Raw genomic sequence first — 22892 nt, 5'->3', positions numbered from 1 at the left:
AGGTAGCCAATCCGTGGCGGAGTGGGGTCAGCCAATGCCTGTGGGCACCCGACGACATCTGCCTCCCCAGTACTTACACGCTCGCGAAGCAATGCCAGTCTTACTTTCCTACGCGGATAACGACTGATGCAACGCAAGCGAGCAAGACGGTGCAGAGACAGACGATCATCAATGCCGCATGGACTGAGGGCGGAGCCGTTTCGAGCGTGAGCGAGCGATGGCGATACCACCCTACAGCAAACATGGCCAAAGCGCCAACGACAACCAGCAAGGCGGCCACCCACAAGCCGGCGGAATGTGCCTCCGCGGCGGCGCGCACTAGTAGAGCACCGTTGACCAGTGTGGAAAGTGCTGTACGTCTCCATGCGAGCGCTGTGCGCTCCGGCTGGGCTCCAGGATCGCGACTCACTGAAGCTTGACCACCAGTCCGACAGTAAGGACCAATGCTACGCAGCTGATCACAGCACTGAGCAGCGGGATGCCGATAGAGGCAGGAAGGGGCCCGGAATGACGCATCGCGATCTCATTCCCCTTCCAACGAGAATAAGCGCAGCCTGCCATCACCGCTGCCAGCAACGACAACGCTAGTGCTACACCAGAAAGTACGGCTTTCGATTCCACATGGCTAGCGAATTGGTCGAGAACAATGCCGCCAGCCAAGACGGCAAGTGCAGTCCGAATCCAAGCCAGAAAGGTGCGCTCGTTCGCAAGCGTGAATCGATAGTCCGGCTCCTGACCAAGCATCTGCCACTGCGGTCGCTTCATATTCCTACTACTCCTCGGGACAATTACTGGGCGCCTGGCGCATACAAAGGCGGTACCCCCCGGCGCCCGGAACCATCCAGTGGTACTTGAAACTCGGCATGGAATAGTCGATTTGACGAGGGCATTCCAAATGCCGACTGGATGAGAGGCGAGCCAGGAGAGATGATCGTAGTTATTGCAAACTCAATGACGCGATGAATCAGATCGCAGGATCGGCGCTTGCCTCAGTGAACCTGAATGCCGGTCTCGGCAATCTTCTTTCCCCAAGTGTCGTAGTCGCTGCGAATGCGGTCGCGCAACTCGGCTGGCGTCGAGGTCTGCGGCAGCATGCCCATGCTCTGAAGTCGCTCTGCAATCTCCGGTCCGTTGACAGCCCTACGCAAGGATTCCTCAAGGCGCCTCATCGCGTCCGGCGGGACTCCCGCAGGTGCTACCAAACCGTACCAGGAGTTCAGGCCGAACTGAATGCCGAGCTCCCTGAACGTGGGCACCGAGGGAAACATTGGGGAGCGCTGCGGCGAGGTAACAGCAAGAACGCGCACCTTCCCGGCCTTCACTTGCGTCGACGCCAGGCCCCATCCGCCGAAGACCGCATCGATCTCGCCGCCCAGCATGGCCATTACGGATTCGCTGGACCCCTTGTAAGGAATGTGCAGGATGTTAACGCCAGCGGCCTTGTTCATGACCTCGCCGCTGATATGACCCGCGCTACCCTCTCCCCATGAGCCAAAACTAAGTTTTCCCGGGCTAGACTTTGCTCGCGCTATCAGATCGGCATAGGAGGTGATCGGCGAGTTCTTCGGCACCATCAACGCGTTTCCAGAAACGGAGATCAGGCCGATCGGGGCGATGTCGGCAAGCGGGTCAAAGAGTCTCTTGGCGATAAGGTGAGGCGACAGCGCAAGCGCCGCCTGGTAGACGATGCCGATGGTGTATCCGTCAGCTTTCGCGTTTGCGACCGAGGCCACACCGATCAATCCGCTGGCGCCAACCTTGTTCTCGACGACGATCGGCTGTCGCAGGTCCACACTCATTTGCCGGGCCACGAGGCGCGCGAGGATGTCGGGCTCGCCGCCCGCGCTGGCAGGTACCACTAGCCTGATTGGCCGCACCGGAAATCCGGTTTCCGCCTGCGCCGTGGCACTCACGTAGATGCAGCAAAGCGCCGCAAGGGAGATCAAACGAGCAATGTGTTTCTTCATGACGTTCATCTGTAAGGAGGGAGGTCAGCGGTTGCCGTCTTCAAGTATCAGATCGACCGCCTTCTCGCCAATAGCAATCGACGGCGCGTTGGTGTTGGCAGAGGGCATCGTCGGCATGACGGATGCGTCTGCAACACGCAGGCACGACACGCCGCGCACGCGCAGACGCTCGTCCACCACCGATCTCGCATCGGTACCCATGCGGCAGGAGCCGATGGGGTGATAGGAGGTCTGGCCGACCGCGCGCGCGTAGTCGAGCAGTTCCTCATCGGAGTTGCCCGCGGGCCCGGGTCGGGTTTCCCGCACCACGAAGCGCGCGAGGGCCGGCTGCTGGGCAACTCTGCGCGCCAACCGCAGTGCCCCGAGCATCGAAGCGACATCGTCGGGGTGTTGCAGGTAGTTGGCGTTCATCGCGGGTGCCTGAGCAGGGTCAGGCGAAACGATATGCACCGTGCCCTGTGACTTCGGCGTGAGCGCAAAGGTCCCGATGGAGAAGCCCGAGAACTCGTCCAGGACCAGCTTGCCGGCCGTGCGCGCGTCAGCGCTCGATAGGTAGTGCAACTGGAGCTTTGCGTCCGCCTGACTCAGGTGCGGCGCGGTGCGCACCAAGGCATGCGCGACCGCGCTACCGCTGCTCATGAGACCGTTGCCATGCACGGCCAGGCGCGCCGCCATCAGTGCCTTGCGCCACAGGCTCGGCATGATCTGGTTGAGCGTCACAGCATTGCGAGATTCGAAGGTCAGGCGCACATGCAGATGGTCGCGCAGACATTCGCCCACCTCCGGCGCATGATGCCGCACGTCGATGCCCAGGGCGCGCAGGCGCGCCGCATCGCCAATGCCTGAGAGCTCCAGCAGTTGCGGGGACTGCAGCGCGCCGGCAGAGAGGATGACTTCCTGCGCGGCAAGCACTTGGCGCAGTTCGCCGCCGACTCGGTACTCGACACCGCATGCCCGCGAGCCGTCGAACAGGATGCGCTGTGCCATGGCGCCTGTCTGCACGCTCAACCTGCTGTTGGCAGGCAGAGACTTCAGGTAGGCATCGCGTGCGCTGACACGCAGGCCGCGCCGGGTGTTGAGCTGGAGGTAGCCAACCCCTTCGTAGTTGGTGCCGTTGTAGTCCGGGTTGGCCGGTATGCCGGCCTGCACGCAAGCCTGCACAAAGCCCTCCATTAACGGCAGATGCGGCCCGTACTCGCTCACCCGCACCGGGCCGGCGTGCCCGCGCATCGCCGGGTCGCCCGCCCGGTAGCACTCTGCACGTTTCAGATAGGGCTTGAACTTGTCGCTGCCCCAGTCTGCGAGGCCATGCTCGTCGCGCCAGCGGTCGTACTCCTGGCTATCGCCGTGCACCCAGATCATTCCGTTGACCGCCGAGGAACCACCCAGCACCCGGCCACGCGGCCAGTAGATTTTCCGGTCGTTCAACTGCTTTTCGGGTTCCGTGAAAAAGCGCCGCACGACCCGCTCATCGCGAATCAGGTAGGCAACTCCCGCAGGCACCCGAACCCACACCTGGCGCGAGTCGTTGCCCGCCTCGAGTAGCGTCACGCTGTGCTTGCCAGAGCGTGCTAGACCGGCAGCCAGAGCGCAGCCGGCGGAACCGGCGCCGACCACGACGTAGTCTGCCGTTGTCTGCGTCGCCTTCATGCGAGGGTTCCCAGGTTGCGCATCAATCGCTGCGCCTCCTTGCCCATGCGCTCGAAGCGAGCGTCTGGCTGCTCCGGCTGCAGAAACGTCGGGCCGAAGCGCGGCGCCGTCGGTGCAATGGTCAGTTCAATCAGTGCTGGAGCGGGCTGGGTCAGGCAGGAAGCAATGGCCTCCCGAAGGTGCGCCGCCTGGTCAAAGCGCGTCGCACTGGCATAGCCAGCGGCCATGGCCATCGCGCAGAAGTCGATCGGCGCAGAACCCGCCACCGCCAGGTTGGCGCCGCCGTTGAACTGCACCCCATTGGCAAACACGAAGTGGTAGAGGTTCGCCGGGCGCACGCCCGCGACTGTCGCCAGCACGCCAAGCTCCATCAGCAGACTGGCGTCGCCGTCCAGCACGATAACCTTGCGCTGCGGGACCGAGAGCGCCAATCCCAGCGCCAAACCGGCCGCGCCGCCCATCAGCGGCACGGAGGAAAGGCCGAGCGCATAGTCCGGATCGATCTGATCCATGCAGTTCATGGCGGACATCGTGCTGACCACGATTGCCTCGGCGCGCGCGTCGCGAATGATCTCGCAAGCTTCTTGTGTATTCAGAGTCATGCTCAGTTCCATCCGGTGTAGTGACCAATCAGCACAGCGGCAGGCATGTGGCGTGCAACGCTGGCTCTCGCCGCTTCCTCGATACAACCAACGTCCTGCGGCCCATCCAGGCGCCAATGCGGGATACCCATCACGTCCAGCATCGGTTCCACGAGGTTCACCACACGCCGGCGCGATTGGGCAGGGTCCTGTCCGACGTTGTCGAACTCGCGCCCGAACTGGCCAACCACCAGCAGCATCGGCAGGCCGGCATCCAGGCCAACGGCGCGCAAACTGTTGATGCAATTGAGCAGGCCCTGATTCTGGATAAGTACGGCTGTCCGCTTACCACCAATCTGCAAGCCCCCGGCCACATGGATGGCCTGGTTCTCGTCCGAGCAATGGATGACTTTGAATTGCGCGCGGCGATCGAGCAGGGCGTGAACCGAGAGCTGAACGAAGTCGGGCACGGTGACGATGTGATGCAAGCCGCTTGCGTCAAGGCAGTCGACGATGGCACTTGCGGCAACCGATGAAGGAAGGGAGGTCATGGGTTCGCTTCTGGAAAAGGTGCAGGTAGTTTAAGAAGCAAGCCAATAATCGACTATTCAGATAATCTGATACATTGATGCCAAAAACGTATCGCCGTGATCAGGCATTACCACCGTGGACGACCTTAACCATCACCTGTTGCGCAAATTGCGCCTGCGGCATTTCGAGCTGCTGGGCCACCTCGGGGAAGTGGCAACTGTGCACGCGGCTGCCAAGCGCATGCACCTCACCCAGCCGGCTGTGTCGCGCATGATCCAGGAGATCGAGGAGATCTTCGGTGGTCCCCTGTTCGATCGCACCGCGCGTGGGATTTCCGCCAACCACATCGGGCTCGCGTTGATGCGTCGCTCCGGGATGCTGGTGGCAGAACTCGCAGCAGCCCAGCAGGAGGCCACCGTGATGCGCGCGGGCGCCAGCGGGATGCTGCGCATCGGCACCTTCTCCGGCTCTACCTCATTGCCGCAGGGCATCGTCGAGTTACGACGACGCATGCCGAATGTCTTCGTTCAGATCCGTGAAGCGCAAGTGAGTCAGCTCATCGCCGACCTGCTGCAGGGCGAAATCGATTGCATCGTCGGGGCGCTCGCGCCCGATGAGCTCAACAATGAGCGGCTGGACCGCCTGCGTGTCGACGTGCTGGCCGAAGATCACATGTGCGTGGTCGCGTCGCGTACCCATCCACTGGCCAAGCGAAAGAAGATCAGCTGGAATCAACTTGCCGAACAGCAATGGATCCTGCCACCCCGAGGCTCCCTGCTGCGCCGCGCCGTCATCGCCGCTAGCCTGACGGAAGGCATCACGCCGCCACAGCCGTGCATCGAATGCCTCTCTCCCCTCACGGTGCTAACGCTCATTCGCCTGGACCCGCGTTGCATCGGGCCGATGCGCGTGCAGCAGGCACAAGAGGAGGTCAGAATCAACAAGAGCCTGGTCATCCTCGATGTGCAACGCATCGCCGCGATGCCCCCCTTGACGATGATCACCCGAACCGCAACGGGTATGCGCGAGCTTGTGGTTGCTCTGAAGAGTTGCCTCGTTGATTCAGTCGGCGGCAATTCCACGAAGCCGACTATCTCAGGGTAAGCGCCGTCGAGCTTGCCGCGAGCGCGGTCGCCTGCTGAGCATACCTGCACGAGAACAGGAGCCGTCGCTACCAGCGCCGAACAGCTTCCAGCACCGAACGCGCTCTCCGACGTGGCAACGGCCAATGCAAAAGATGCGCGCGCGGAGTAGCGATCGAGCTATACCGAGCTTTACCGAGCTATTCCCCTGCACTCCCAATAACTGGCTCCAGGTAAGCAACACCGCCGCTTGAGCCACACTATCTGTTCAGGTATCGTCTCGCGAGTCGTGCAGCGGATGCACCCATGCGGACTACCTACCTGTTGATTGTGAGAGGTGAGAACTGATGATCGACCATACCGGCGTCAACGTTAGCGATTTCTCCCGGAGTCTGGACTTCTACGCTGCTGCGCTTGGCGCGATTGGCATCGTCAAGATCATGGAAATTCCGGCCAGCGTGACTGGACACGCTGACGTGGCCGGATTCGGGCCGCCGGGAAAGCCGGAGTTCTGGCTTATTTCGGGCGCCCCCAACAAGCCACCGCTGCACGTCGCTTTCCGCGTAGACAGCCGGGCGGAAGTCGATACGTTCTACAAGGCCGCCATGGCGGCCGGCGGCCGCGACAACGGTGGCCCCGGGTTGCGACCGCACTATCATCCGGACTACTACGGCGCTTTCGTTCTCGATCCAGACGGCCACAACATCGAAGCAGTCTGCCACCAGGCCGCCTGACTACTTTCGGTTGAAGGCGGTAACGGCAGGAGATCAGAAATTGTGGGTGATGCCCAGACCGAAGCCGCTGACCGCATCGCCTGCCTTCAGGCCGGGCACGGAGTTGGCCGACAGGTTATAGCTGGCGGTGGCGTGGTTAACCAGACGCGTATAGGCCGCCCAGAGTTCGGTGCGCTTTGACAGCGTATAGCCATAGCCCAGCGACACCTGCCACGCGCCGGAATCAGTGCCCGGCAGGCCGATACCGCCCACGGCCTGGACGGTGTTGCCGTGGGCATTGCCCCCCTGCGTGTACGACGCACGGAACGTATGTGGCCCACGATTGTAGGTAGCCGCAGCCTGCCACGCATCGCGCCGCACCGACTGCCCCGGCGCAGGCTCATAGCTGAGCCGCTCATAGGCGGCGCGTAATCTGACGCCGCCGATGGCGTACACCAGTCCGACCCGGTCGGCGTAGTCGTGCGAGCCACTATAGAAATAATCGCCGTGGTACTCGTGGCCCCACGCCGCATACCATTGGCCGGATTCGTAGCTGACCAGCCCAGACCACGCAATCGGATTCGTGGTGGCCGTGCGGTTTTCCGGCATCGATACCGCCACGCGCGCCGACACACCGCCCCAGTCCGGTGTGGCGTACTGGACAAGGTTGGGCTGGCGACGGTCGAACGACTGCGGCGAGACGCCATTCGCGGCGGTCACGAAGCCATTCCCCATGATCGAGTTGGACGCAAAGATCCCTGCCGTGAACGGGTCCACCTTGTACACCGACACGTAGCGCAGGGGCATCTCCCACTGCCCCATCCAGAACTGCCCCCAGGGGCCGCTCAGACCAACGGCAGTATTGCGGTCACCGATCTGCGCGGTGCCGGTGCCGTCCATGCGCAGGTTCGTCTCGATCTGGAAGAAGGCACGGTTGCCGCCTCCCAGCGACTCCCCGCCACGAAAGCCGAGCACCGACAGATCGTTGGACAGGCGTGCCAGGGACTGGCTGCGCCCGTTCCCGGATATCTGGATCGACTCGACGTTCTCCTTGATGAAACCGTAGATCTGCACACCGTCGCTCTGGGCGGCGGCTGGGGTGGCTGCGCATAGCAGCACGGGAAATGAGGCAACGAGCGGTGCGAGCCGCCCCCGGTACAACGGTTCCATTTTGTCTCCATGTCGTTATGAGTACAGTTTCTTACAAACGAACTAATATTTGAAGTTCGTGTATACACCAATAAGAAACAGTATTCATTGCATGGAGACCGCCTGCAGATTCGACCGTTACCAGCTGTTGCGCACCTCCGCGTGCCCGGCGTCTTCCCCGTCCCCTTGTGCTGCACCACCGCGCTTCCGGTACCAGAGCCAGTAGGCCGCCGACAGCGCCAGCATGAAAGGCACGCCCGCCACCAGGGTCATCCTGAACTCCGGCGTGAACCACGTTGTCACCAGCGTGGCGAACATCAGCCCCGCGCCGAGCAGCGTTGTCACCGGAAAGCCCCACATCCTGAAGGCGAGCGGCCGCCCCCGGTGTTGCCGCCGAAAGAACAGATGCGTGATGAAGATCATCAGCCAGGTGAACATCGCACCGAACATCGAGATCGCCATCATCAGCATGAACGAGGCATCCGGATACACCACGTTGAGCACCACCGCGAAGGCGATGCCAACGGTGGACAACAACAACGCCGTCATGGGCACGCCGCGACCGTTGACCTGACCCAGCGCCTTTGGCGCGTAGCCCGCGCGGGACAAGCTGAACATCATCCGTGTGGTGATATAGAGCTGGCTGTTCATGGCAGACAACGCCGCCACCAGAATCACGAAGTTGAACACCGCCGCGGCACCCGGTACGCGCGTGGCCGCCATCACCCTGACGAACGGACTTTCACCGGCGCCGGCCGCCGTCCACGGCACGATCATCAGCATCAGCGCGAGCGTCAGCAGATAGAAGAACACCAGACGCACCATGGTCGCGCGAAATGCGCGCGTGATGGCGGTCTCCGGGTCGCGTGCCTCGCCGGCCGCCACGGCAATCATCTCGATGCTCAGGTAGCTGAAGATGGACACGATCACCGCCACCCACGTACCCCACATCCCTTTCGGGAAGAAGCCACCATGCGCGGTGTAGTTGGCCAACCCGATGCCTGACTCGGCCGGCGCACGTGTCACCACATAGGCGCCGAGCAGGATAAAGCCGACGATGGCGGCAATCTTCAGCATCGAGAACACATACTCGACCGCGCCGAACACCTTGACGCTGGTGGCGTTGATGCCGATCAGCGCAGCGGAGAAACCGACGATCCAGTACCACCCGGGCACCGCCGGGAACCAGTACTTCATGTAGACCGCGATGGCCGTGACTTCCGTGCCGACCGCGAATACGATCGACGACCAGTAGGCATAGCGCACCAGGAATCCGGCCAGCGGCCCGATGTAATGCTCCGCATTGGCGCCGAACGAGCCGGAAGTCGGATGCGCCACCGTCATCTCGGCCAGGCAGCCCATCAGCAGCAAAGCGATCAACGCCCCGATGGCGTAGCTCACCAGCACGCTCGGGCCGGCGAAGCCGATGGCAAACCCGCTCCCCAGGAACAGGCCCGTACCAATCGCGCCACCGATGGCGATCATGGAGAGCTGTCCCGTGGACAGCCCCCGATGCAGCCCCTGCTCCCGCTCGACGATTGCGTCGAATCCCTGTTGCTGCCTCATCGCTTGTCTCCTCTTATTGTTCTGGCCGTTGCACTCAGGTCACTGACTTGCGCGTGCGGAACGCTTCCGTGTTCCACGCCTCGCTTGTGACGATGTCCTTCAGTGCTGCGATGGTGTCCCAGATATCGACATGGCGAACGTAGAGCGCGGCAAAACCGAAGCGCAGGATGTCAGGGGCGCGGAAATCGCCGATGATGTTGCGCGCGATCAGCGCCTGCATGATCGCGTAGCCCTCTGCATGCCGCAGCGATACCTGGCTGCCGCGTTGCTCTGCATCACGCGGCGTGGCCAGCGTGAAACCCAGTCCCGCCAGTTCCTGCTCGGCCAGTGCAATAAACAGGTCGCCCAGCGACACGCTCTTCTCGCGCAATGCTTCCATGTCGACACCGTCGAACGCTTCCAGCGCGCTCTCCAGCGATATCAGACCGAGTTGCGGCGCGGTACCCGTCAGCATCCGGTCGATACCGGCATGCGGTGCGTACTCGTGCGTGAACGCAAATGGCTGAGCGTGGCCATGCCAGCCGGAAAGCGGCTGACGGACATGCTCCAAGTGGCGCGAGGCGACGAACACGAACGCAGGCGCACCGGGGCCGCCGTTCAGGTACTTGTATCCGCATCCGACCGCAAAATCGACCTCGCAGCGATTCAGGTAGACCGGCATCGCGCCCGCCGTGTGGCAGAGGTCCCAGACCACCAGCGCACCAGCCTCGTGCGCGCGGCGGGTCATCGCCTCCATGTCGTAACGCTTGCCCGTCTTGTAGTTCACGTGGGTCAGCGAGACGATGGCCACGTTCTCGTCGATTGCGGACATCACCTCTTCCGGATCGACGCAACGCAGCTCACAGCCCGTCATCTCCGCAACGCTCTCCGCAATGTAGACGTCGGTCGGGAAATTGGTACGCTCGGCGAGAATCACGCCGCGGCCGGGCCGCATACGGGTGGCCGCCACCAGTACCTTGAACAGGTTGACCGAGGTCGAATCGGCCACGATCACCTCACCCTGCCCGGCGCCAATCAGCCGGGCAATGCGATCGCCGGTGCGCTGCGGCGCGGGATACCAGTCGGCATCGTTCCACGAGCGGATCAGGCCTTCCGCCCATTCCTGTTCGATGGCCACCTTCATGCGCGCTGGCACATTGGCGGGCATCGCGCCCAGGGAATTGCCATCGAGGTAGATGGTGCCGCCCGGCAGCGCAAATCGTGCGCGGCAGCCAGCCAGTTTGTCTGCCGCATCCAGTGCGGCACAGTCTTCGCGAATCATCATGGGTTGCGGGAATGCTGCTAGAAAAAAGCGTGGAAATGCTGGTGTCCCATCGGGACGTCAACCCAGCGTGTCAGGCCGCGCGTCCGGGATGGACTTGTCCGCAGTGCGGGCAGCGGCGCTTGTCTTGCGAGGCGTAGAAGCTCTCGAAAAGAGGCGGGAGGTCGGTGACGATGCTCTTGAGTTGGACCTCGACGCGATGCACCAGGTGACCGCATGCGTCGCAATACCACTCGAATCCGTCCAGCATGCCGGCGGGCCGCTGCCGTTCGATCACCAGGCAGGCGCTGCCGGCCTCGGGACGCTGCGGGGAATGGCGAACGTGCGGGGGCAGCAGGAAGATGTCACCCTCTTTCAGGTCCACCCGCTCGCGTCTGCCGTCGACCCAGAGATTCAGGTAGGCATTGCCGCGCAGCTGGTAGAAAAACTCTTCGAGCGGATCGTCGTGATAATCCGTGCGATGGTTGGGTCCACCCACCACCGTCACGATGAAATCGCTGTCCTGCCACACCTGCCGGTTGCCGACGGGCGGCTTCAACAGGTGTGCATGCTCGTCGATCCAGCGCGGGAAATTGAAGGGCGCTCCGTAGGTCAGCATAGGTGTCTCTCTCCGTCGGCGTCGCGTCGCAACGCGCCACCGGCCTTTTGAATGGCTCGACCGGAGTCTAGGGGAGCCACGCCGGCCTCGATAATCAAACATCCGGCGCTGGCTATCCCGAACAGGAATACCAGCGCGTCCCGAAGCCCCCCTTTCGGAATGTGTCACTCAGCAAGGCAGCGGCACGTCGGGCACGTCGGGCACGCTTGCCTGCGCGGCCTCTCGCAGGCAAGCGATGAACGCACGGCCCGCCGCGCTCTGTTCCTTGTTCGAACGCACCGAGAATCCAACCGTGCCGAAGGCGCAGGTCTCCGGCAGGTCGAGGACGCGCAGCAGGCCGGCGCGCGCGAACTGGTTCGCCGCCACGCTTGGCATCAGTGCAATGCGCGGGGTCTCCATCAGCAGCCCAAGGTTGGTCAGCAGCGACAGCGACTCGACAACGTCCCCTGGCAGCGGCAGGCCGGCAGTACGGAACAGCTGCTCCGCTGCCAGGCGTGCCGGAGAGTCGGACGTCGGGAGTATCCACGCCGAATCGGCCAGCTCGGACAGGTGTCCCACGCGATCCGGTGCGTCGCCGTAGCCCTTGCCAACCACCGCGCAGAGCGACTCCTCGAACAACACCTCATGCGTCAGCGGGAAGGCCGTGGCAATCGGCAGTTCACGCTCGGGAAGGCGGCCGACGACGATGTCGAGGTCTCCCGTGGCCAGCGCCGGAAACAAGTGGGCGGTGGTGCCTTCGCGCACGGTCACCAGTACGTTCGGCGTGCGCGCCTTGAGCATGGAGATGGCCAGCGGCAACAGTCGTGCCGATGCCGAGATCAGCGTGCCGACGATGACGTGCCCGCTGGTCCCCAGCCGGAAATCGTTCAGTTCGTCGGTCATGTAACGCAGTTCGGCCATCAACGACTTGACGCGCTGGCCAAGCAGCAACCCAAGCTCCGTTGGCATCACGCCGCGGTTGGAACGCAGGAATAGCGCGCCATCGAAGCAAGACTCCAGTTCGTGGATCACCTTGGTCACGGCTGGCTGCGTCAGGCGCATGTCATTGGCGGCGCGCATCACCGAGCGCGTCTGCAGCACGCGCTCGAAGATCATCAGTTGGTTCAGCTTCAACCTGCGAATCAGCGAGATCTCGCTGAGTGGATTGACGGACATTTGAGCCTCGGAATCACAAAGTTGAGAAGTCCTGCGCGGGTAGCCAGCGATTTCCCGCGCTATACGTGCCGCATAGCGCACACACATTCGGGTCAACCCGCTATTACCAAACCCCCTCTGTGTATAAGAAAATAATCATCGGAATACATATACTCGTCTACGTATAATTTGTAACGCCCGAGTATACACGTTGAGGAAATACGCGGGAGAGAGGAAGACGCCGCCAGGCGAGGTCTTCCGCACGACGGCAGGGGGAGGTGCCTGCGGCGATGACCAGCGACCCACGCTGGCCGCGCCGCCGTGCGGATGGACGTTGCCCGCGACACAAGAAACGAAAAGATTCGGAGACACAATGAAAAGGAAGCTGCTTGTACCGGGCGCGATGCTGTTCGCATGCGCTGGTGCCTACGCCCAGAGCGCGGTATGGCTATCGGGCTACGTCGACCTGAACATCGAGCACCTGATTCAATCGGGCCCGGCCAGCGTCACGCGCATGACCAGCGGCGGGCTGAACAACTCGCGCTTCAACCTGAGCGGCGTCGAGGATCTCGGCGGCGGCTACAAGGCCGTGTTCACGATCGAGCCGATGTTCTCCGCCGACACGGGCGTGCAGTCGGCGCAGTTCCGTCAGTCCTTCGTCGGACTCAAGAGTGCGGACCTGGGCGAGGTGACGATGGGCCGCCAGTTCACGCCTTCATACTGGATTGCGGGTTATGCGGACCCGAGCTGGGCCGCCGCGTACAGTATGGTGAACAACATGGAGTTCTTCTACGCGTCCTATCGCGTGGACAACGCCATCCAGTACAAGACGCCGACCTTCTACGGATTCACCGGCCGCGTGATGTATGCGTTCGGACTCGAAGACACGACGCGTGCGGGGCGCTTCCTCAGTATCGGCGTGGACTACCGTAACGGCCCACTGTTCCTGGGCGCGGTCAGCGAGCAGCAGTACACACGCGACATCCACCAGGCGTCGCAGATCCCATCGTCACGCGACAACTACTTCTCCGCGGTCTACCGCATCGGGGGCTTCGAGCCAACCGCCATCTTCCATACCTATAAGGGTTACTACGCGTATCCCCCCTATGTGGCGTTCAATTCGAGCGGCTGGGATGCGCAGATCGGCGCGCGCTGGAACATCGACGGTCGCAGCCGGTTGTATGGCAGCGTGGTCTATCGTCACGACGACAACAACAAGAGCATCACCAGCGCGACCGGTTTCGTGATCGGCTACATCTACGGCCTGTCCAAGCGTACCGATCTCTATGCCACCTACGCACACGTGCACAACCAGAACACGGTGCCGATCGCGTACCCGGTGACCTTCCAGTCCAACCCGAGTCCCGGACAGAACCCATCGGGGATGCAGCTTGGCATCCGCCACGCCTTCTGAACACACCCGCTTGCTGCCGGCGCTGCAGATGTGGCACCGGCTGGAACCACATCGCCTGATCAACAAGGAGTCAGTCATGCATCATCCCCAACGCCGGCATCGCCACACGGCCCTGACCGGGGGCTGCGCCCTGGCAGTCGCCCTGATGTCCACCGCCCTGCTGCCGCTGGCCGCGCGGGCCGCCGGCGCCGAATCCGCGCCTGCTGCTGCCACAACCCCTGCCGCCACCCCTGCCGCCACGCCGAACGCAGGCCAGGTCACGCCAGGCACGCCCAACGTCAAGGACCCGTACCTGGCAGGCTGGCTGCGCCTGACCCCCGACCGTCGGCCCACCGCGCTCAAGGCCGGCGTCGACTACGGCATGGACCCGGCCACCGGCGAGTTCATCTGGCCCAAGGCCACGCAGGAAGTCCACAACGGCCAACGCTTCCCTGGCGAGATGACCACGTGGGACAAGAACACCTACTCGAAGAACGTCAAGGTTCTCGCCTTCTACCCGGGTGTCGGTTCGCCGTTCCATGCCTGGAACAACATTATCGACTTCGAGGGCAAGCGATACCTGTACATCCATGATCGCGACTACCTGCGCATCATGGACGTGACCGACCCCGCTCACGGCAAGGTGGTCTACTCGCAAGGCGGTGTCTGGGGTCCCAAGGGATCGAGCGAGAAGTATGATCCGAACACGGTGCAGGACTACCTTGGTGGCGCGACCATCGCCTGGAGCAAGAAGCTGGGCAAGCCGGTCATGGTGGCCTCGTACGAAATCGGCCGCTACGGCCTGATGCAGGAGAAGATGGAGCAGCCCGACAAGGTCGCGGCTCAGCGCCACTACAACTCGCTCAAGGGCTTCAAGGTGTTCGTCATGGACGGCCCGCTGCCCAGCCAATGGAGACTGCTGGCAACCCGCACCACGGACACGCAGCATCCGGATGCGCCAGTGGGCCAGCAACAGGGTTCCGGCTCGCTGGACGCGCCCGAGTACTACGGCGGCAAGTACATGATCGTCGCGTCGGCGCCCGACGACAGCTACGCCCTGACCGAATACCCCAACTATCTGTACTCGCCCGGATACCAGGTCTGGGACATGTCGGACCCGGCCAATCCGACCTTCGTGTCGCAGGTGGCGGTACCTGGACAGATCCTCGGCAACGCGGAGCATGAGCAGACCTACCTCATGAACCCGCGCGCGGGTAACCGCACCTCGTGGATGGGGGCACGCAATCCCATCTTCCTGCCCAAGTCGCTCGAAGCGGGCGGCAAGATCGGCTTCGGCGCGATGGGTGGTCTTGGGTTCTATGCGTTCGACCTGTCCAACCCCGCCCGTCCGAAGATGCTCGGCAACGTCAACACGCCGCCGAGCTACGCCGGCACCGAGTTCGACAATGCCGACGTAAGCCAGTACGAGCGCACGGGCTACGTGTTCACGAACGGCTATCCGATGAACCGGGATTGCTACGAGCCGTACAAGGACATCTTCGTCGTCGACGCGCGCGATCCCGCGCGCCTCAAGGTGGCGGCCAAGCTGCCGCGGCCCGAGATCCCGGCCGGCGCGCCCTTCACCAGCTTCTGCCAGCGCGGCGGCAACTTCGGGCCCAAGCGCGCCAACGCCATCGGTCAGCCCGGCAGCTGGCGCCAGGGCATCGTGCCGTACTCGTTCTATAACGCCGGCGTGCAGATCTATGACGTGAAGAACCCGGCGCAACCCACCATCGCCGGCTACTTCATCCCGCCGCTGGCCGACGAGACGCAGTTGCCGTCTTACACGCTGGGCAAGGGCGTGTTCGCGATCTACACGGAGTACGACCGCAACATCATCTGGGCCTTCACCGAAGACGGCGCCTACGCACTGTCGACGCCGTTGCTCGGCGAACCCGTGCTCGGCGCGCCAGCAAAGCCCTGGCCGCGACGCTAAGCATGTCGGCCCGCCACGCCCTGCGTGGGCCGGCGGGCCGGTCTTTCAGGCGACACGATGAATTGATGAAGTCGAAGATGACGTCGAAGATGAAGTCGAAGAAAGCGTTTGTTTTTGCGGTGTTCTCCACTTGGGCGGCCGTGCTCGGCCTGTTGAATCCGGCCGCGCACGCCGCCCCTTCTTCCAGTGAGGAAACCTGCCGCGCGTGTCACGCGCTCGATACGGTCAAGGTTGGGCCGCCATTCCGTGCGATTGCCTCGCGCTATCACGACGATGCCGACGCCGTCGACAAGCTGAAGCAGAGCATGCTCCAGGGTAGCAGCGGGAAATGGGGCACGGCGCAGATGCCGCCCAATCCCATCACGCCCGCCGAAGCCACGCGCTTCGCGCACTGGATCCTGCAGCTTGCGGCACCGGGCCAGCGCAACTAGTGGCCGCCGACGCGCCGGCTGCCACATGCGCGCCGGCGGCGTCGCGCTCAGCCTGCCAGATCGACCGGATGGGCCGGCGCAGCGTGACGGAACCATCCGTCCAGATTACGCAGCAGCGCCTCGTGCTGGGCCACGCGCGTTTCGGGCGAACGGCCCGCCATGTGCGGCGTCAGGATGACCTGATCCATCTCGCGAAACGCCTCGGGCACCAGGGGCTCGGTTTCCAGCACGTCGAGCGCGGCACCACCCAGTTCGCCGCGTCGCAGTGCCTGTACCAGCGCCTCGGTATCCACCACGCTGCCACGCGCCACGTTGACAAGCAGGCCGTCGGGACCCAGCGCGCGCAGTACCTCCGCGTCGACCAGATGCCGAGTGGCCGGACCGCCGGGACAGGTCAATGCCAGCACATCGCTTGCGGCCGCCAGCGAACGCACGTCGCCATACGGCGTGCGGTTCGGCTGCAGGGCGCCACTGCGGCGCAGGTAAGCCACGCGCATGCCCACGGCCTCCGCCAGCGTTGCCAGACGCTGGCCGATATTGCCAAGCCCGACGATGCCCAGGGTCTTGCCGCGCACGCCCGGCCGCGGCGCGCGCAGCGCATCCCATTGCCCCGCCTTCAGGCCGCGATCCAGCATCGCAATGCCGCGCGACCACGCCAGCATCATCGCCAGCGCGTGGTCCGCCACGACCTGGCTATTGGTATCCGGCGCATGGCACACGCGCACGCCACGCATCCGCGCCGCATCCCGTTCGATGTTCTCGTAGCCGGCCCCAAAGCTCGCGACCAGCTCCAGCGCCGGCAATGCGGCCATCTCGGCCCCGGTCAGTCCCGTGGAGCCATTGGTCAGCACTGCGCGCGCCTGCACGCGCTGCGCCTCGTCCACCGCTGTCCACGGCACGAACCGGTAACGCGGCGCGTGCGCCCGCAGCCAGTCCTGATCCAGTGGCAGCCGCGTCAGCACGACCACCTCCCCTTCGTCTTTCATGCACGCCAGCGACATTGCCTCGCTCCCTTTGGCTCGTTGTTGATGGGTTCCGCGTCGATACACGGTACACGATGAAAAGTATCACTTACACCTTGACATGTATACACTTAGAAAATAAAGTATTCACAAACGCGGATGTGCATAAAACGAACCGGGAGACCGAATACGTGCTGCGCATACCAACTTTGTCCGACAACACCAAACAGGAGACATGGTGAATTGGTATAGCCTCGCCACTTTTGAACTTGCCGGCCGGCAGCAACCCGGCCTGGTCGTCGAGAACACGCTCTATGCGCTGGCCGATGTGGGCCAGGCGTGCGGCATCGAGGCATCGCGCCTGCCGCAGGACCTGAATGTGGCACTGGCGGACTGGTCGCGCCATGCGCCGCTGCTGGCCGACGCCGCCGCACGTATTCCCGCACTGCGCGCGGCTGGCAAGCTCGCCGCCGTGGACGCTGCCGCTACCTATGCGGCGCCCTATCGGCCACGCCGGATCTTTGGCACCGCCTCAAACTTCTACGAGCACGCGGACGAGATGGGCACCAAGCTGGCCGCCCGCAGCGAAAGCCAGCCCTACATCTTCATGAAGGCCGAAACCAGCGTGGTGGCCACCGGCACCACGGTGCTGATGCCGCCGGAAACCAAGAAGCTCGACTGGGAAGTGGAGCTGGGCGTGGTGATTGGCCAGGCATGCCGCCATGTCAGCGTGGAGGACGCGCTGTCGGTGATCGCCGGCTATACCGTGTTCAACGACATCAGCGCGCGTGACCTGAACCGCCGCACCGACTATCCGTTCACGCACGACTGGTTCCGCGGCAAGAGCTTCGATACCTTCGGCCCGATGGGCCCGTGGATGGTGCCCGCAGCCTGCATCCCCGATCCGCAGAACCTGCGCATGACGCTGCATGTCAACGGCGAAGTCATGCAGAACGGCAACACCTCGCAAATGATCTTCTCGGTGGCCGAGCAGATCGCCTACCTGTCGCGTATTCTGACGCTGCAACCTGGCGACCTTATCGCCACGGGCACGCCGGACGGTGTGGGCATGGGGCGTGGAGTCTTCCTGAAGCCTGGCGACAGCATGACGGCCTGGGTCGAGCAGATCGGCACGATCGAGAACCGCGTCGCGCTGGAACCGGACGCACGCTAGCCACGCGCCGGCCACAGCCCGCTTCGCCAGGCAAACCAGGCAGGAGACAATCACATGACCCCCATTCGAACCCGCAAGCTGGGCCACCTCGTCCTGATGGTGCGCGATCTCGAAGCATCGACGCGCTTCTACACCGAGGTGCTCGGCCTTACGGTGTCCGACCGTATCGCCGACCAGATGGTTTTCCTGCGTGCCGGCGAGGACCACCACGACCTGGCACTTTCGCGGCTTCCGCCCGACGCGCCCGACCGCGACACCCCGCCCAGCTACACACGGCCAGGGCTCGAGCATTTCTCGTACTACGTGGAATCGCTCGATGAAATGCAGCGCGCGGTCGAGGTGGCACGCAGTCACGGCGTCACCATCGAGCGCGGCATCGGGCAGCACGGACCCGGCGGCAATTGGTTCCTCGTCTTCAAGGATCCCGATGGCAACAATGTCGAGATCTATACGGAGATGCAGCAGATTCCCACCGGCAGCGAGCACACCGCGCAGACGTGGGAGCGAAACCTGGAATCGTTTGACCGCCATCGCCTTGCACACTTCGTGGTGCCACCGGCGCCGGGCCTGCTCGCGGCCAAGCAGCGCAGCGAGCAGCGGCCCGCCCCGGCAGAGGACGACGATGCTGGCCAGGACACCGGCGGCGGAGCGGGCGCATGACCGGGAGCGCCATGCCGGTGGCAGCGGCGTTCCCGGGACTCTCGTCCTCGCAGGCCAGCGCCATGCTGGCCCTTGGACCACGCTGGACCGATGACATCCAGGCCAACCGTCGGCAGGTATGCACGATCTACGACAGCGTGCATGCGGCACAGCCTGCCGACGGCATCCGCAGCCACGCTGACATTGCCTACGGTACGCACGCACGGCAACGGCTCGATCTCTATCTGCCGGAAGGCAGCGCCGCCGGCGATGACCGGCCAGTGGTGGTCTTCGTTCACGGTGGCGCGTTCATACGTGGCGACAAGGATGCCAGCCCGCATATCTACGCCAACGTGCCACGCTGGTGCGCGCGGCAGGGCTACGTCGGTGTCAACGTCGAGTACCGGCTGGCTCCGGAGGCCCACTATCCCGCCGGGGCCGAGGATGTGGCCATGGCGCTGGCGTGGTTGCGTGCCCATGCACGCGCCCATGGCGGCGATCCACGGCGCATCGTATTGATCGGCCACTCCGCGGGCGGAAGCCACGTCGCGAGCTGCCTCAGCGATCCGGCCTGCGGCGAGAACGGCTCTGGCGTGGCCGGTGCCGTGCTCGTCAGCGCACGCCTGCAGGCCGACACGCTGCCGGACAACCCCAACGCCAACGGCGTCGCCGCGTACTACGGCAACGATCCGGCACTGCAACTGGCCCACGCGCCGATGCCCTTCGCGGGGCGCCTGCGTGTGCCGTTGATGGTGGCCTTCGCGGAGTTCGAGAATCCCTACCTGGATCTGTACGCGCTGCAGTACGCGGCGCGCGTACGCGAAGCGCAGGGTCGCAGCCCGCGCGTGGTGCAGGTGGCACGCCACAACCATACGTCGATCGTCGCCCACCTCGGCACGGCCGACACCACATTCAGCCAAACCCTGAGCGAGTTTCTGGAGACGGTCACGCGGATAGCCACGTAGCCCTCAACCCACCGCCCCCACCGACCCACCAGACAAGCATCAAAGAAAAAACAGGAGACAAAGTCATGCCCACCCAACAACTACGGGGCGTGTTCACCCCCGTCGTCACCCCGTTTCATGAAGACCTGTCGATCAACCTGCCCGCTTTCGTCGCGCACTGCAAGCGGCTGATCGCCGACGGCGCCGGTATCGCGATCTCGGGCACCAACAGTGAAGCCTGCTCGGAAACGTTCGAGGAACGCATCGCGCTCGTCGACGCCGCCATCGATGCGGGAATCCCCGGCGAGCGCGTGCTGGTGGGAACCGGTTGTTGCGCGATCGACGATGCCGTGGTGCTGACGCGCCACGCCATCGACCGTGGTTGCGCGGGTGTACTGGTGCTGCCTCCGTTCTTCTTCAAGAACGTGAGCGAAGACGGTGTCTTCGCCTACTACAGCGAGCTGATCGCGCGCGTCGACGATCCCGCCCTGCGCATCGTGCTGTACCACATCCCTGCGATGTCTGGCGTGCCCATCTCGCTGTCGCTGATCGAGCGCCTCGTGCAGGCATTCCCAACGCATATCGTGGGCATCAAGGACAGCAGCGGCAACTGGGACAACCTTGTGGCCATGCTCGAGCGTTTCCCGACGCTCTCCATTTTTCCGGCCTCGGAACTGCTGATGCTGCGCAGTCTGTCACTGGGTGCCGCCGGCTGCATCTCCGCCACCAACAACATCAATGCGCGCGCCATTGCACAGGCATTCGCCGACGCAGCCGACGCAGCGCGCCTGCAGCCAGCGATCGCCGCGGTGCGCAGCACGGTGGAGCGATTCCCGATGGTGGCCGCCGTCAAGCACACGCTGGCGCAGCAGACCAGCGACCCCAGCTGGCGTCACGTGCGCCCGCCCCTTGTGCCGCTGGCGGCGGACGCGTCCACCGAGTTGCTGCAGGCACTGGCCGGCATCCCCGCCATGGAGGCGCGCGCATGAATCCGCCGCCACTTGCGGCGTACTCGCCTGCGCGCCGGGCCGGTGGCCATGTCCACCTGGCCGGCATGAGCCCGCGTACACACGATGGATGCGCGGGCGTGTCGACCGGCGCCAACGGCGAGCGTGTCTATGACCTCGCCGCGCAGACCGAGTGCGTGCTCGACAAGATCGATCGTGCCTTGCAGGCGGAAGGACTCGAACTGGCCAACTGCGTGACGATGACTTGCTATCTGGTCGACATGCGCGACTACGCCGCATTCAATGCGGCCTACGATGCCATCTGCATGCGCCGCTTTTCCAGTGCGGGCCGGCCTTTGCCGGCGCGTACCTGTGTGGCTGTGGCCGCGCTGCCGCATCCTGACATGCGCGTGGAGATCACCGCGACGGCCTGGGGGCCAGACACGCCGGAAAGCCCGGGCAACGCACGGGGCGCCGCATGAGTGCGCCAGTCGCATCCGATGTGCTCGACACCCTGTTCCTGACGGCCCGCAGCCACAACGGCTGGCTCGACGGGGACGTCTCCGACGCCACATTGACCCGGCTCTACGCACTCGTCAGCCAGGGGCCGACCAGCGCCAACTGCAGCCCGATGCGCCTGGTCTTCGTACGCTCCGACGCCGCCAGGGCAAGGCTCCTGCCTACCCTCGCGCCAGCGAATGTCGACAAGGTCAGGCACGCCCCGGTCACCGCCATCGTGGCCTACGACACGGCGTTCCACGCGCTCGGCGAAACCTTGTTCCCGCACCGTCCCGCCATGTTCGACACGTTCGCAGCGGACCCCGCACTGGCTGCGGAAACGGCGATGCGCAACGGCTCGATGCAGGGCGGCTACCTGATTCTGGCGGCGCGCGCGCTCGGCCTGGACTGCGGCCCGCTCTCCGGCTTCAATGCGGACGCGGTGAACCGCGCCTTCTTTCCCGACGGGCGCTGGCGTGTCAACTTCCTGTGCAACCTTGGCAAGGGAGACCCGGCGCGACTGTTCGCAAAGCTGCCGCGATTACCCTTCGATCAGGCCTGCCGCATCGAGTAGCACTGACGGCCGCAACCCATCACAATATCCCCCTGCGCACAGAGCCAGAAGGCCGGTGCAGGAGAACTGGAGGAGACCATGAACATTTCCCATCTGCGCGCCCGCCTGCGCGCCATCACCCGCGGGGCCGCGCTGGCGCTATGCGCGCTCGCTGCCGCCCCCGGCCATGCCCAGGAGCCCTGGCCATCGCGGCCGGTCACCATTGTCGTGCCCTTTGCGCCGGGCGGTAATACCGACATGATCACGCGCCTGATGGCCGAGCGCCTGACCAAAGCGTTCGGCAAGCCATTCGTCGTGGACAATCGCGGCGGTGCGGCGGGCCTGATCGCGGCCGAGTACGTCGCGCGCGCGCCCGCCGACGGCTACGTGCTGTTCATGTCCACGCTGACGCAGATCGTCACCGCGCCAATGACCAACAAGATCCGCTACGATCCGGTGCGTGACTTCGTGCCCATCATCAACGTCGGCGGCAATCCTTTCGTGCTGACGGCCAGTACGCGCAACAACTTCAAGTCGCTCGACGACCTGGTGCGCTATGGCAAGGCCCACCCCGGCGCGCTCAATGTCGGACATGCCGGCAATGGCGGCCTGACGCAACTCTCCGCACTGCTGTTCCTGAACCGGGCCGGCATCCAGGCCACCATGGTTCCGTATCGCGGCGGCGCGCCGGCGCTTGCCGATGTGCTTGCCGGCCAGATCGACTTGTACAGCGCCAGCGTGTCGGAAGTCATGCCCTACAACGGTACCGGCAAGGTGTCCCTGCTGGCCGTCTCCAGCGACAAGCGTCTGCCAGTGCTGCCAAACGTCCCCACCATCGCCGAGACCTTCCCGGGCCATGAGGTGGATACCTGGAACGGGCTGGTGGGACCGGCAAAGATGCCTCCGGAAATCGTCGATCGCATCGCCGCCGAGTCGAAGAAGATCATTGCCGAGCCGGAGTTCCGCGCGCGGCTGGAGAAAGCCGGCATCATCCCGCTGGGAGAAACTCGCGACGCCTTTGCCCAGCGCATCCAGAAGGATCGCGCGAAGTGGAAACCCGTCGTCGAGGCGGCCGGCATCCAGCCCGAGTAAGGCTGGGCCGCAGGTATTCCGACCCGGAATAGACAACGGCGAAGGATTCAATTTCCAGCGATGTGACCGCTGCCTACACTGCGTCTCAGAC

General features: G+C 64.0%; 24 protein-coding genes. 12 read left to right on the top strand and 12 right to left on the bottom strand.

What is annotated here, in order from left to right; genetic code table 11:
• Window positions 1–100: 100 nt before the first annotated feature.
• The 6 genes from K6G35_RS23280 to K6G35_RS23255 all read right to left on the bottom strand — a co-directional run bounded on the left by K6G35_RS23280 (window position 101) and on the right by K6G35_RS23255 (window position 4749).
• On the bottom strand, window positions 101–409 hold the full coding sequence (locus K6G35_RS23280; RefSeq protein ID WP_080709846.1) for a DUF202 domain-containing protein: 309 nt from the start codon (window positions 407–409) through the stop codon (window positions 101–103).
• Complete coding sequence (locus tag K6G35_RS23275) at window positions 406–765, bottom strand: YidH family protein (RefSeq protein WP_008646212.1); 360 nt, start codon at window positions 763–765, stop codon at window positions 406–408. Before K6G35_RS23275 ends, K6G35_RS23280 begins: the two co-directional genes overlap by 4 nt.
• Before the next feature lie 224 nt (window positions 766–989).
• A complete protein-coding gene (locus K6G35_RS23270; RefSeq protein ID WP_495676389.1) occupies window positions 990–1967 on the bottom strand; it encodes a Bug family tripartite tricarboxylate transporter substrate binding protein in 978 nt (325 codons plus the stop codon).
• A 24-nt stretch (window positions 1968–1991) separates the two neighbouring features.
• Window positions 1992–3617, bottom strand: coding sequence for a GMC family oxidoreductase (locus K6G35_RS23265; RefSeq protein ID WP_495676388.1), 1626 nt, complete (start codon window positions 3615–3617; stop codon window positions 1992–1994).
• Window positions 3614–4231 (bottom strand): thiamine pyrophosphate-dependent enzyme, encoded by a 618-nt coding sequence (locus K6G35_RS23260; protein ID WP_008646208.1) that lies wholly within the window; start codon window positions 4229–4231, stop codon window positions 3614–3616. Before K6G35_RS23260 ends, K6G35_RS23265 begins: the two co-directional genes overlap by 4 nt.
• On the bottom strand, window positions 4222–4749 hold the full coding sequence (locus K6G35_RS23255) for a thiamine pyrophosphate-binding protein (RefSeq protein WP_024570063.1): 528 nt from the start codon (window positions 4747–4749) through the stop codon (window positions 4222–4224). The genes K6G35_RS23260 and K6G35_RS23255 overlap by 10 nt, the downstream gene beginning before the upstream one ends.
• A 115-nt stretch (window positions 4750–4864) precedes the next feature.
• On the opposite strand from K6G35_RS23255, the gene K6G35_RS23250 reads away from it, so the two are divergent.
• Both K6G35_RS23250 and K6G35_RS23245 read left to right on the top strand, forming a co-directional pair.
• Complete coding sequence (locus K6G35_RS23250) at window positions 4865–5833, top strand: LysR family transcriptional regulator (protein WP_008646206.1); 969 nt, start codon at window positions 4865–4867, stop codon at window positions 5831–5833.
• A gap of 325 nt (window positions 5834–6158) precedes the next feature.
• Window positions 6159–6545 carry a VOC family protein gene (locus K6G35_RS23245; protein ID WP_495676387.1) on the top strand — a complete coding sequence of 129 codons (387 nt, stop codon included), beginning with the start codon at window positions 6159–6161 and terminating at the stop codon, window positions 6543–6545.
• Window positions 6546–6578: 33 nt separating this feature from the next.
• On the opposite strand, the gene K6G35_RS23240 is transcribed toward K6G35_RS23245, so the two are convergent.
• The 5 genes from K6G35_RS23240 to K6G35_RS23220 all read right to left on the bottom strand — a co-directional run bounded on the left by K6G35_RS23240 (window position 6579) and on the right by K6G35_RS23220 (window position 12253).
• Window positions 6579–7694 (bottom strand): porin, encoded by a 1116-nt coding sequence (locus K6G35_RS23240; protein WP_017513604.1) that lies wholly within the window; start codon window positions 7692–7694, stop codon window positions 6579–6581.
• 117 nt (window positions 7695–7811) lie between these two features.
• The gene (locus tag K6G35_RS23235) at window positions 7812–9239 is read right to left on the bottom strand and encodes an amino acid permease (RefSeq protein ID WP_008646201.1); all 1428 of its coding nucleotides are present in this window, start codon (window positions 9237–9239) and stop codon (window positions 7812–7814) included.
• A 34-nt stretch (window positions 9240–9273) separates the two neighbouring features.
• Window positions 9274–10503, bottom strand: coding sequence for a kynureninase (gene kynU / locus K6G35_RS23230; RefSeq protein WP_035884017.1), 1230 nt, complete (start codon window positions 10501–10503; stop codon window positions 9274–9276).
• 70 nt (window positions 10504–10573) lie between these two features.
• On the bottom strand, window positions 10574–11098 hold the full coding sequence (locus K6G35_RS23225) for a 3-hydroxyanthranilate 3,4-dioxygenase (protein WP_008646199.1): 525 nt from the start codon (window positions 11096–11098) through the stop codon (window positions 10574–10576).
• 168 nt (window positions 11099–11266) lie between these two features.
• On the bottom strand, window positions 11267–12253 hold the full coding sequence (locus K6G35_RS23220) for a LysR family transcriptional regulator (RefSeq protein WP_495676386.1): 987 nt from the start codon (window positions 12251–12253) through the stop codon (window positions 11267–11269).
• 352 nt (window positions 12254–12605) lie between these two features.
• Between K6G35_RS23220 and K6G35_RS23215 the strand changes: the two genes are divergently transcribed.
• The 3 genes from K6G35_RS23215 (at window position 12606) to K6G35_RS23205 (ending at window position 15992) form a co-directional block, all read left to right on the top strand.
• Window positions 12606–13646 carry a porin gene (locus K6G35_RS23215; protein WP_008646197.1) on the top strand — a complete coding sequence of 347 codons (1041 nt, stop codon included), beginning with the start codon at window positions 12606–12608 and terminating at the stop codon, window positions 13644–13646.
• Between the two features lie 145 nt (window positions 13647–13791).
• A complete protein-coding gene (locus K6G35_RS23210) occupies window positions 13792–15561 on the top strand; it encodes an LVIVD repeat-containing protein (RefSeq protein ID WP_495677125.1) in 1770 nt (589 codons plus the stop codon).
• 65 nt (window positions 15562–15626) lie between these two features.
• Window positions 15627–15992, top strand: coding sequence for a c-type cytochrome (locus tag K6G35_RS23205; protein ID WP_008645564.1), 366 nt, complete (start codon window positions 15627–15629; stop codon window positions 15990–15992).
• A gap of 47 nt (window positions 15993–16039) precedes the next feature.
• On the opposite strand, the gene K6G35_RS23200 is transcribed toward K6G35_RS23205, so the two are convergent.
• Window positions 16040–16978, bottom strand: a complete 939-nt coding sequence (locus K6G35_RS23200; protein WP_234707068.1) for a 2-hydroxyacid dehydrogenase — start codon at window positions 16976–16978, stop codon at window positions 16040–16042.
• Between the two features lie 211 nt (window positions 16979–17189).
• Here K6G35_RS23200 and K6G35_RS23195 point away from each other — a divergent pair, with 211 nt between their 5' ends.
• The 7 genes from K6G35_RS23195 to K6G35_RS23165 all read left to right on the top strand — a co-directional run bounded on the left by K6G35_RS23195 (window position 17190) and on the right by K6G35_RS23165 (window position 22801).
• The gene (locus K6G35_RS23195) at window positions 17190–18128 is read left to right on the top strand and encodes a fumarylacetoacetate hydrolase family protein (protein WP_186426279.1); all 939 of its coding nucleotides are present in this window, start codon (window positions 17190–17192) and stop codon (window positions 18126–18128) included.
• Between the two features lie 54 nt (window positions 18129–18182).
• On the top strand, window positions 18183–18788 hold the full coding sequence (locus tag K6G35_RS23190; protein ID WP_186426280.1) for a VOC family protein: 606 nt from the start codon (window positions 18183–18185) through the stop codon (window positions 18786–18788).
• Window positions 18785–19732: an alpha/beta hydrolase gene (locus K6G35_RS23185; protein ID WP_186426281.1), complete on the top strand. Its 948-nt coding sequence runs from the start codon at window positions 18785–18787 to the stop codon at window positions 19730–19732. Before K6G35_RS23190 ends, K6G35_RS23185 begins: the two co-directional genes overlap by 4 nt.
• Window positions 19733–19797: 65 nt before the next feature.
• On the top strand, window positions 19798–20700 hold the full coding sequence (locus K6G35_RS23180; protein WP_495676385.1) for a dihydrodipicolinate synthase family protein: 903 nt from the start codon (window positions 19798–19800) through the stop codon (window positions 20698–20700).
• Window positions 20697–21140 (top strand): RidA family protein, encoded by a 444-nt coding sequence (locus K6G35_RS23175; protein WP_008645554.1) that lies wholly within the window; start codon window positions 20697–20699, stop codon window positions 21138–21140. Before K6G35_RS23180 ends, K6G35_RS23175 begins: the two co-directional genes overlap by 4 nt.
• The gene (locus tag K6G35_RS23170) at window positions 21137–21730 is read left to right on the top strand and encodes a malonic semialdehyde reductase (RefSeq protein WP_008645552.1); all 594 of its coding nucleotides are present in this window, start codon (window positions 21137–21139) and stop codon (window positions 21728–21730) included. The genes K6G35_RS23175 and K6G35_RS23170 overlap by 4 nt, the downstream gene beginning before the upstream one ends.
• A 78-nt stretch (window positions 21731–21808) precedes the next feature.
• Window positions 21809–22801 (top strand): Bug family tripartite tricarboxylate transporter substrate binding protein, encoded by a 993-nt coding sequence (locus K6G35_RS23165; protein ID WP_008645550.1) that lies wholly within the window; start codon window positions 21809–21811, stop codon window positions 22799–22801.
• The last annotated feature ends 91 nt before the right edge of the window (window positions 22802–22892 follow it).

Source organism: Cupriavidus sp. HY129 (genome assembly GCF_059492215.1).
The sequence above is the reverse complement of the archived record's forward strand: the minus strand, read 5'-3'. Positions and strand labels throughout refer to the sequence as shown.

What these genes read in the sequence shown, in the direction of transcription:
- K6G35_RS23275 (WP_008646212.1), bottom strand. Translation starts at nt 765, where the DNA reads ATGAAGCGACCGCAGTGGCAGATGCTTGGTCAGGAGCCGGACTATCGA.
- K6G35_RS23270 (WP_495676389.1), bottom strand. Translation starts at nt 1,967, where the DNA reads ATGAAGAAACACATTGCTCGTTTGATCTCCCTTGCGGCGCTTTGCTGC.
- K6G35_RS23265 (WP_495676388.1), bottom strand. Translation starts at nt 3,617, where the DNA reads ATGAAGGCGACGCAGACAACGGCAGACTACGTCGTGGTCGGCGCCGGT.
- K6G35_RS23260 (WP_008646208.1), bottom strand. Translation starts at nt 4,231, where the DNA reads ATGGAACTGAGCATGACTCTGAATACACAAGAAGCTTGCGAGATCATT.
- K6G35_RS23255 (WP_024570063.1), bottom strand. Translation starts at nt 4,749, where the DNA reads ATGACCTCCCTTCCTTCATCGGTTGCCGCAAGTGCCATCGTCGACTGC.
- K6G35_RS23245 (WP_495676387.1), top strand. Translation starts at nt 6,159, where the DNA reads ATGATCGACCATACCGGCGTCAACGTTAGCGATTTCTCCCGGAGTCTG.
- K6G35_RS23240 (WP_017513604.1), bottom strand. Translation starts at nt 7,694, where the DNA reads ATGGAACCGTTGTACCGGGGGCGGCTCGCACCGCTCGTTGCCTCATTT.
- K6G35_RS23235 (WP_008646201.1), bottom strand. Translation starts at nt 9,239, where the DNA reads ATGAGGCAGCAACAGGGATTCGACGCAATCGTCGAGCGGGAGCAGGGG.
- kynU (WP_035884017.1), bottom strand. Translation starts at nt 10,503, where the DNA reads ATGATGATTCGCGAAGACTGTGCCGCACTGGATGCGGCAGACAAACTG.
- K6G35_RS23225 (WP_008646199.1), bottom strand. Translation starts at nt 11,098, where the DNA reads ATGCTGACCTACGGAGCGCCCTTCAATTTCCCGCGCTGGATCGACGAG.
- K6G35_RS23220 (WP_495676386.1), bottom strand. Translation starts at nt 12,253, where the DNA reads ATGTCCGTCAATCCACTCAGCGAGATCTCGCTGATTCGCAGGTTGAAG.
- K6G35_RS23215 (WP_008646197.1), top strand. Translation starts at nt 12,606, where the DNA reads ATGAAAAGGAAGCTGCTTGTACCGGGCGCGATGCTGTTCGCATGCGCT.
- K6G35_RS23210 (WP_495677125.1), top strand. Translation starts at nt 13,792, where the DNA reads ATGTCCACCGCCCTGCTGCCGCTGGCCGCGCGGGCCGCCGGCGCCGAA.
- K6G35_RS23205 (WP_008645564.1), top strand. Translation starts at nt 15,627, where the DNA reads ATGAAGTCGAAGATGACGTCGAAGATGAAGTCGAAGAAAGCGTTTGTT.
- K6G35_RS23200 (WP_234707068.1), bottom strand. Translation starts at nt 16,978, where the DNA reads ATGAAAGACGAAGGGGAGGTGGTCGTGCTGACGCGGCTGCCACTGGAT.
- K6G35_RS23195 (WP_186426279.1), top strand. Translation starts at nt 17,190, where the DNA reads ATGGTGAATTGGTATAGCCTCGCCACTTTTGAACTTGCCGGCCGGCAG.
- K6G35_RS23190 (WP_186426280.1), top strand. Translation starts at nt 18,183, where the DNA reads ATGACCCCCATTCGAACCCGCAAGCTGGGCCACCTCGTCCTGATGGTG.
- K6G35_RS23185 (WP_186426281.1), top strand. Translation starts at nt 18,785, where the DNA reads ATGACCGGGAGCGCCATGCCGGTGGCAGCGGCGTTCCCGGGACTCTCG.
- K6G35_RS23180 (WP_495676385.1), top strand. Translation starts at nt 19,798, where the DNA reads ATGCCCACCCAACAACTACGGGGCGTGTTCACCCCCGTCGTCACCCCG.
- K6G35_RS23175 (WP_008645554.1), top strand. Translation starts at nt 20,697, where the DNA reads ATGAATCCGCCGCCACTTGCGGCGTACTCGCCTGCGCGCCGGGCCGGT.
- K6G35_RS23170 (WP_008645552.1), top strand. Translation starts at nt 21,137, where the DNA reads ATGAGTGCGCCAGTCGCATCCGATGTGCTCGACACCCTGTTCCTGACG.
- K6G35_RS23165 (WP_008645550.1), top strand. Translation starts at nt 21,809, where the DNA reads ATGAACATTTCCCATCTGCGCGCCCGCCTGCGCGCCATCACCCGCGGG.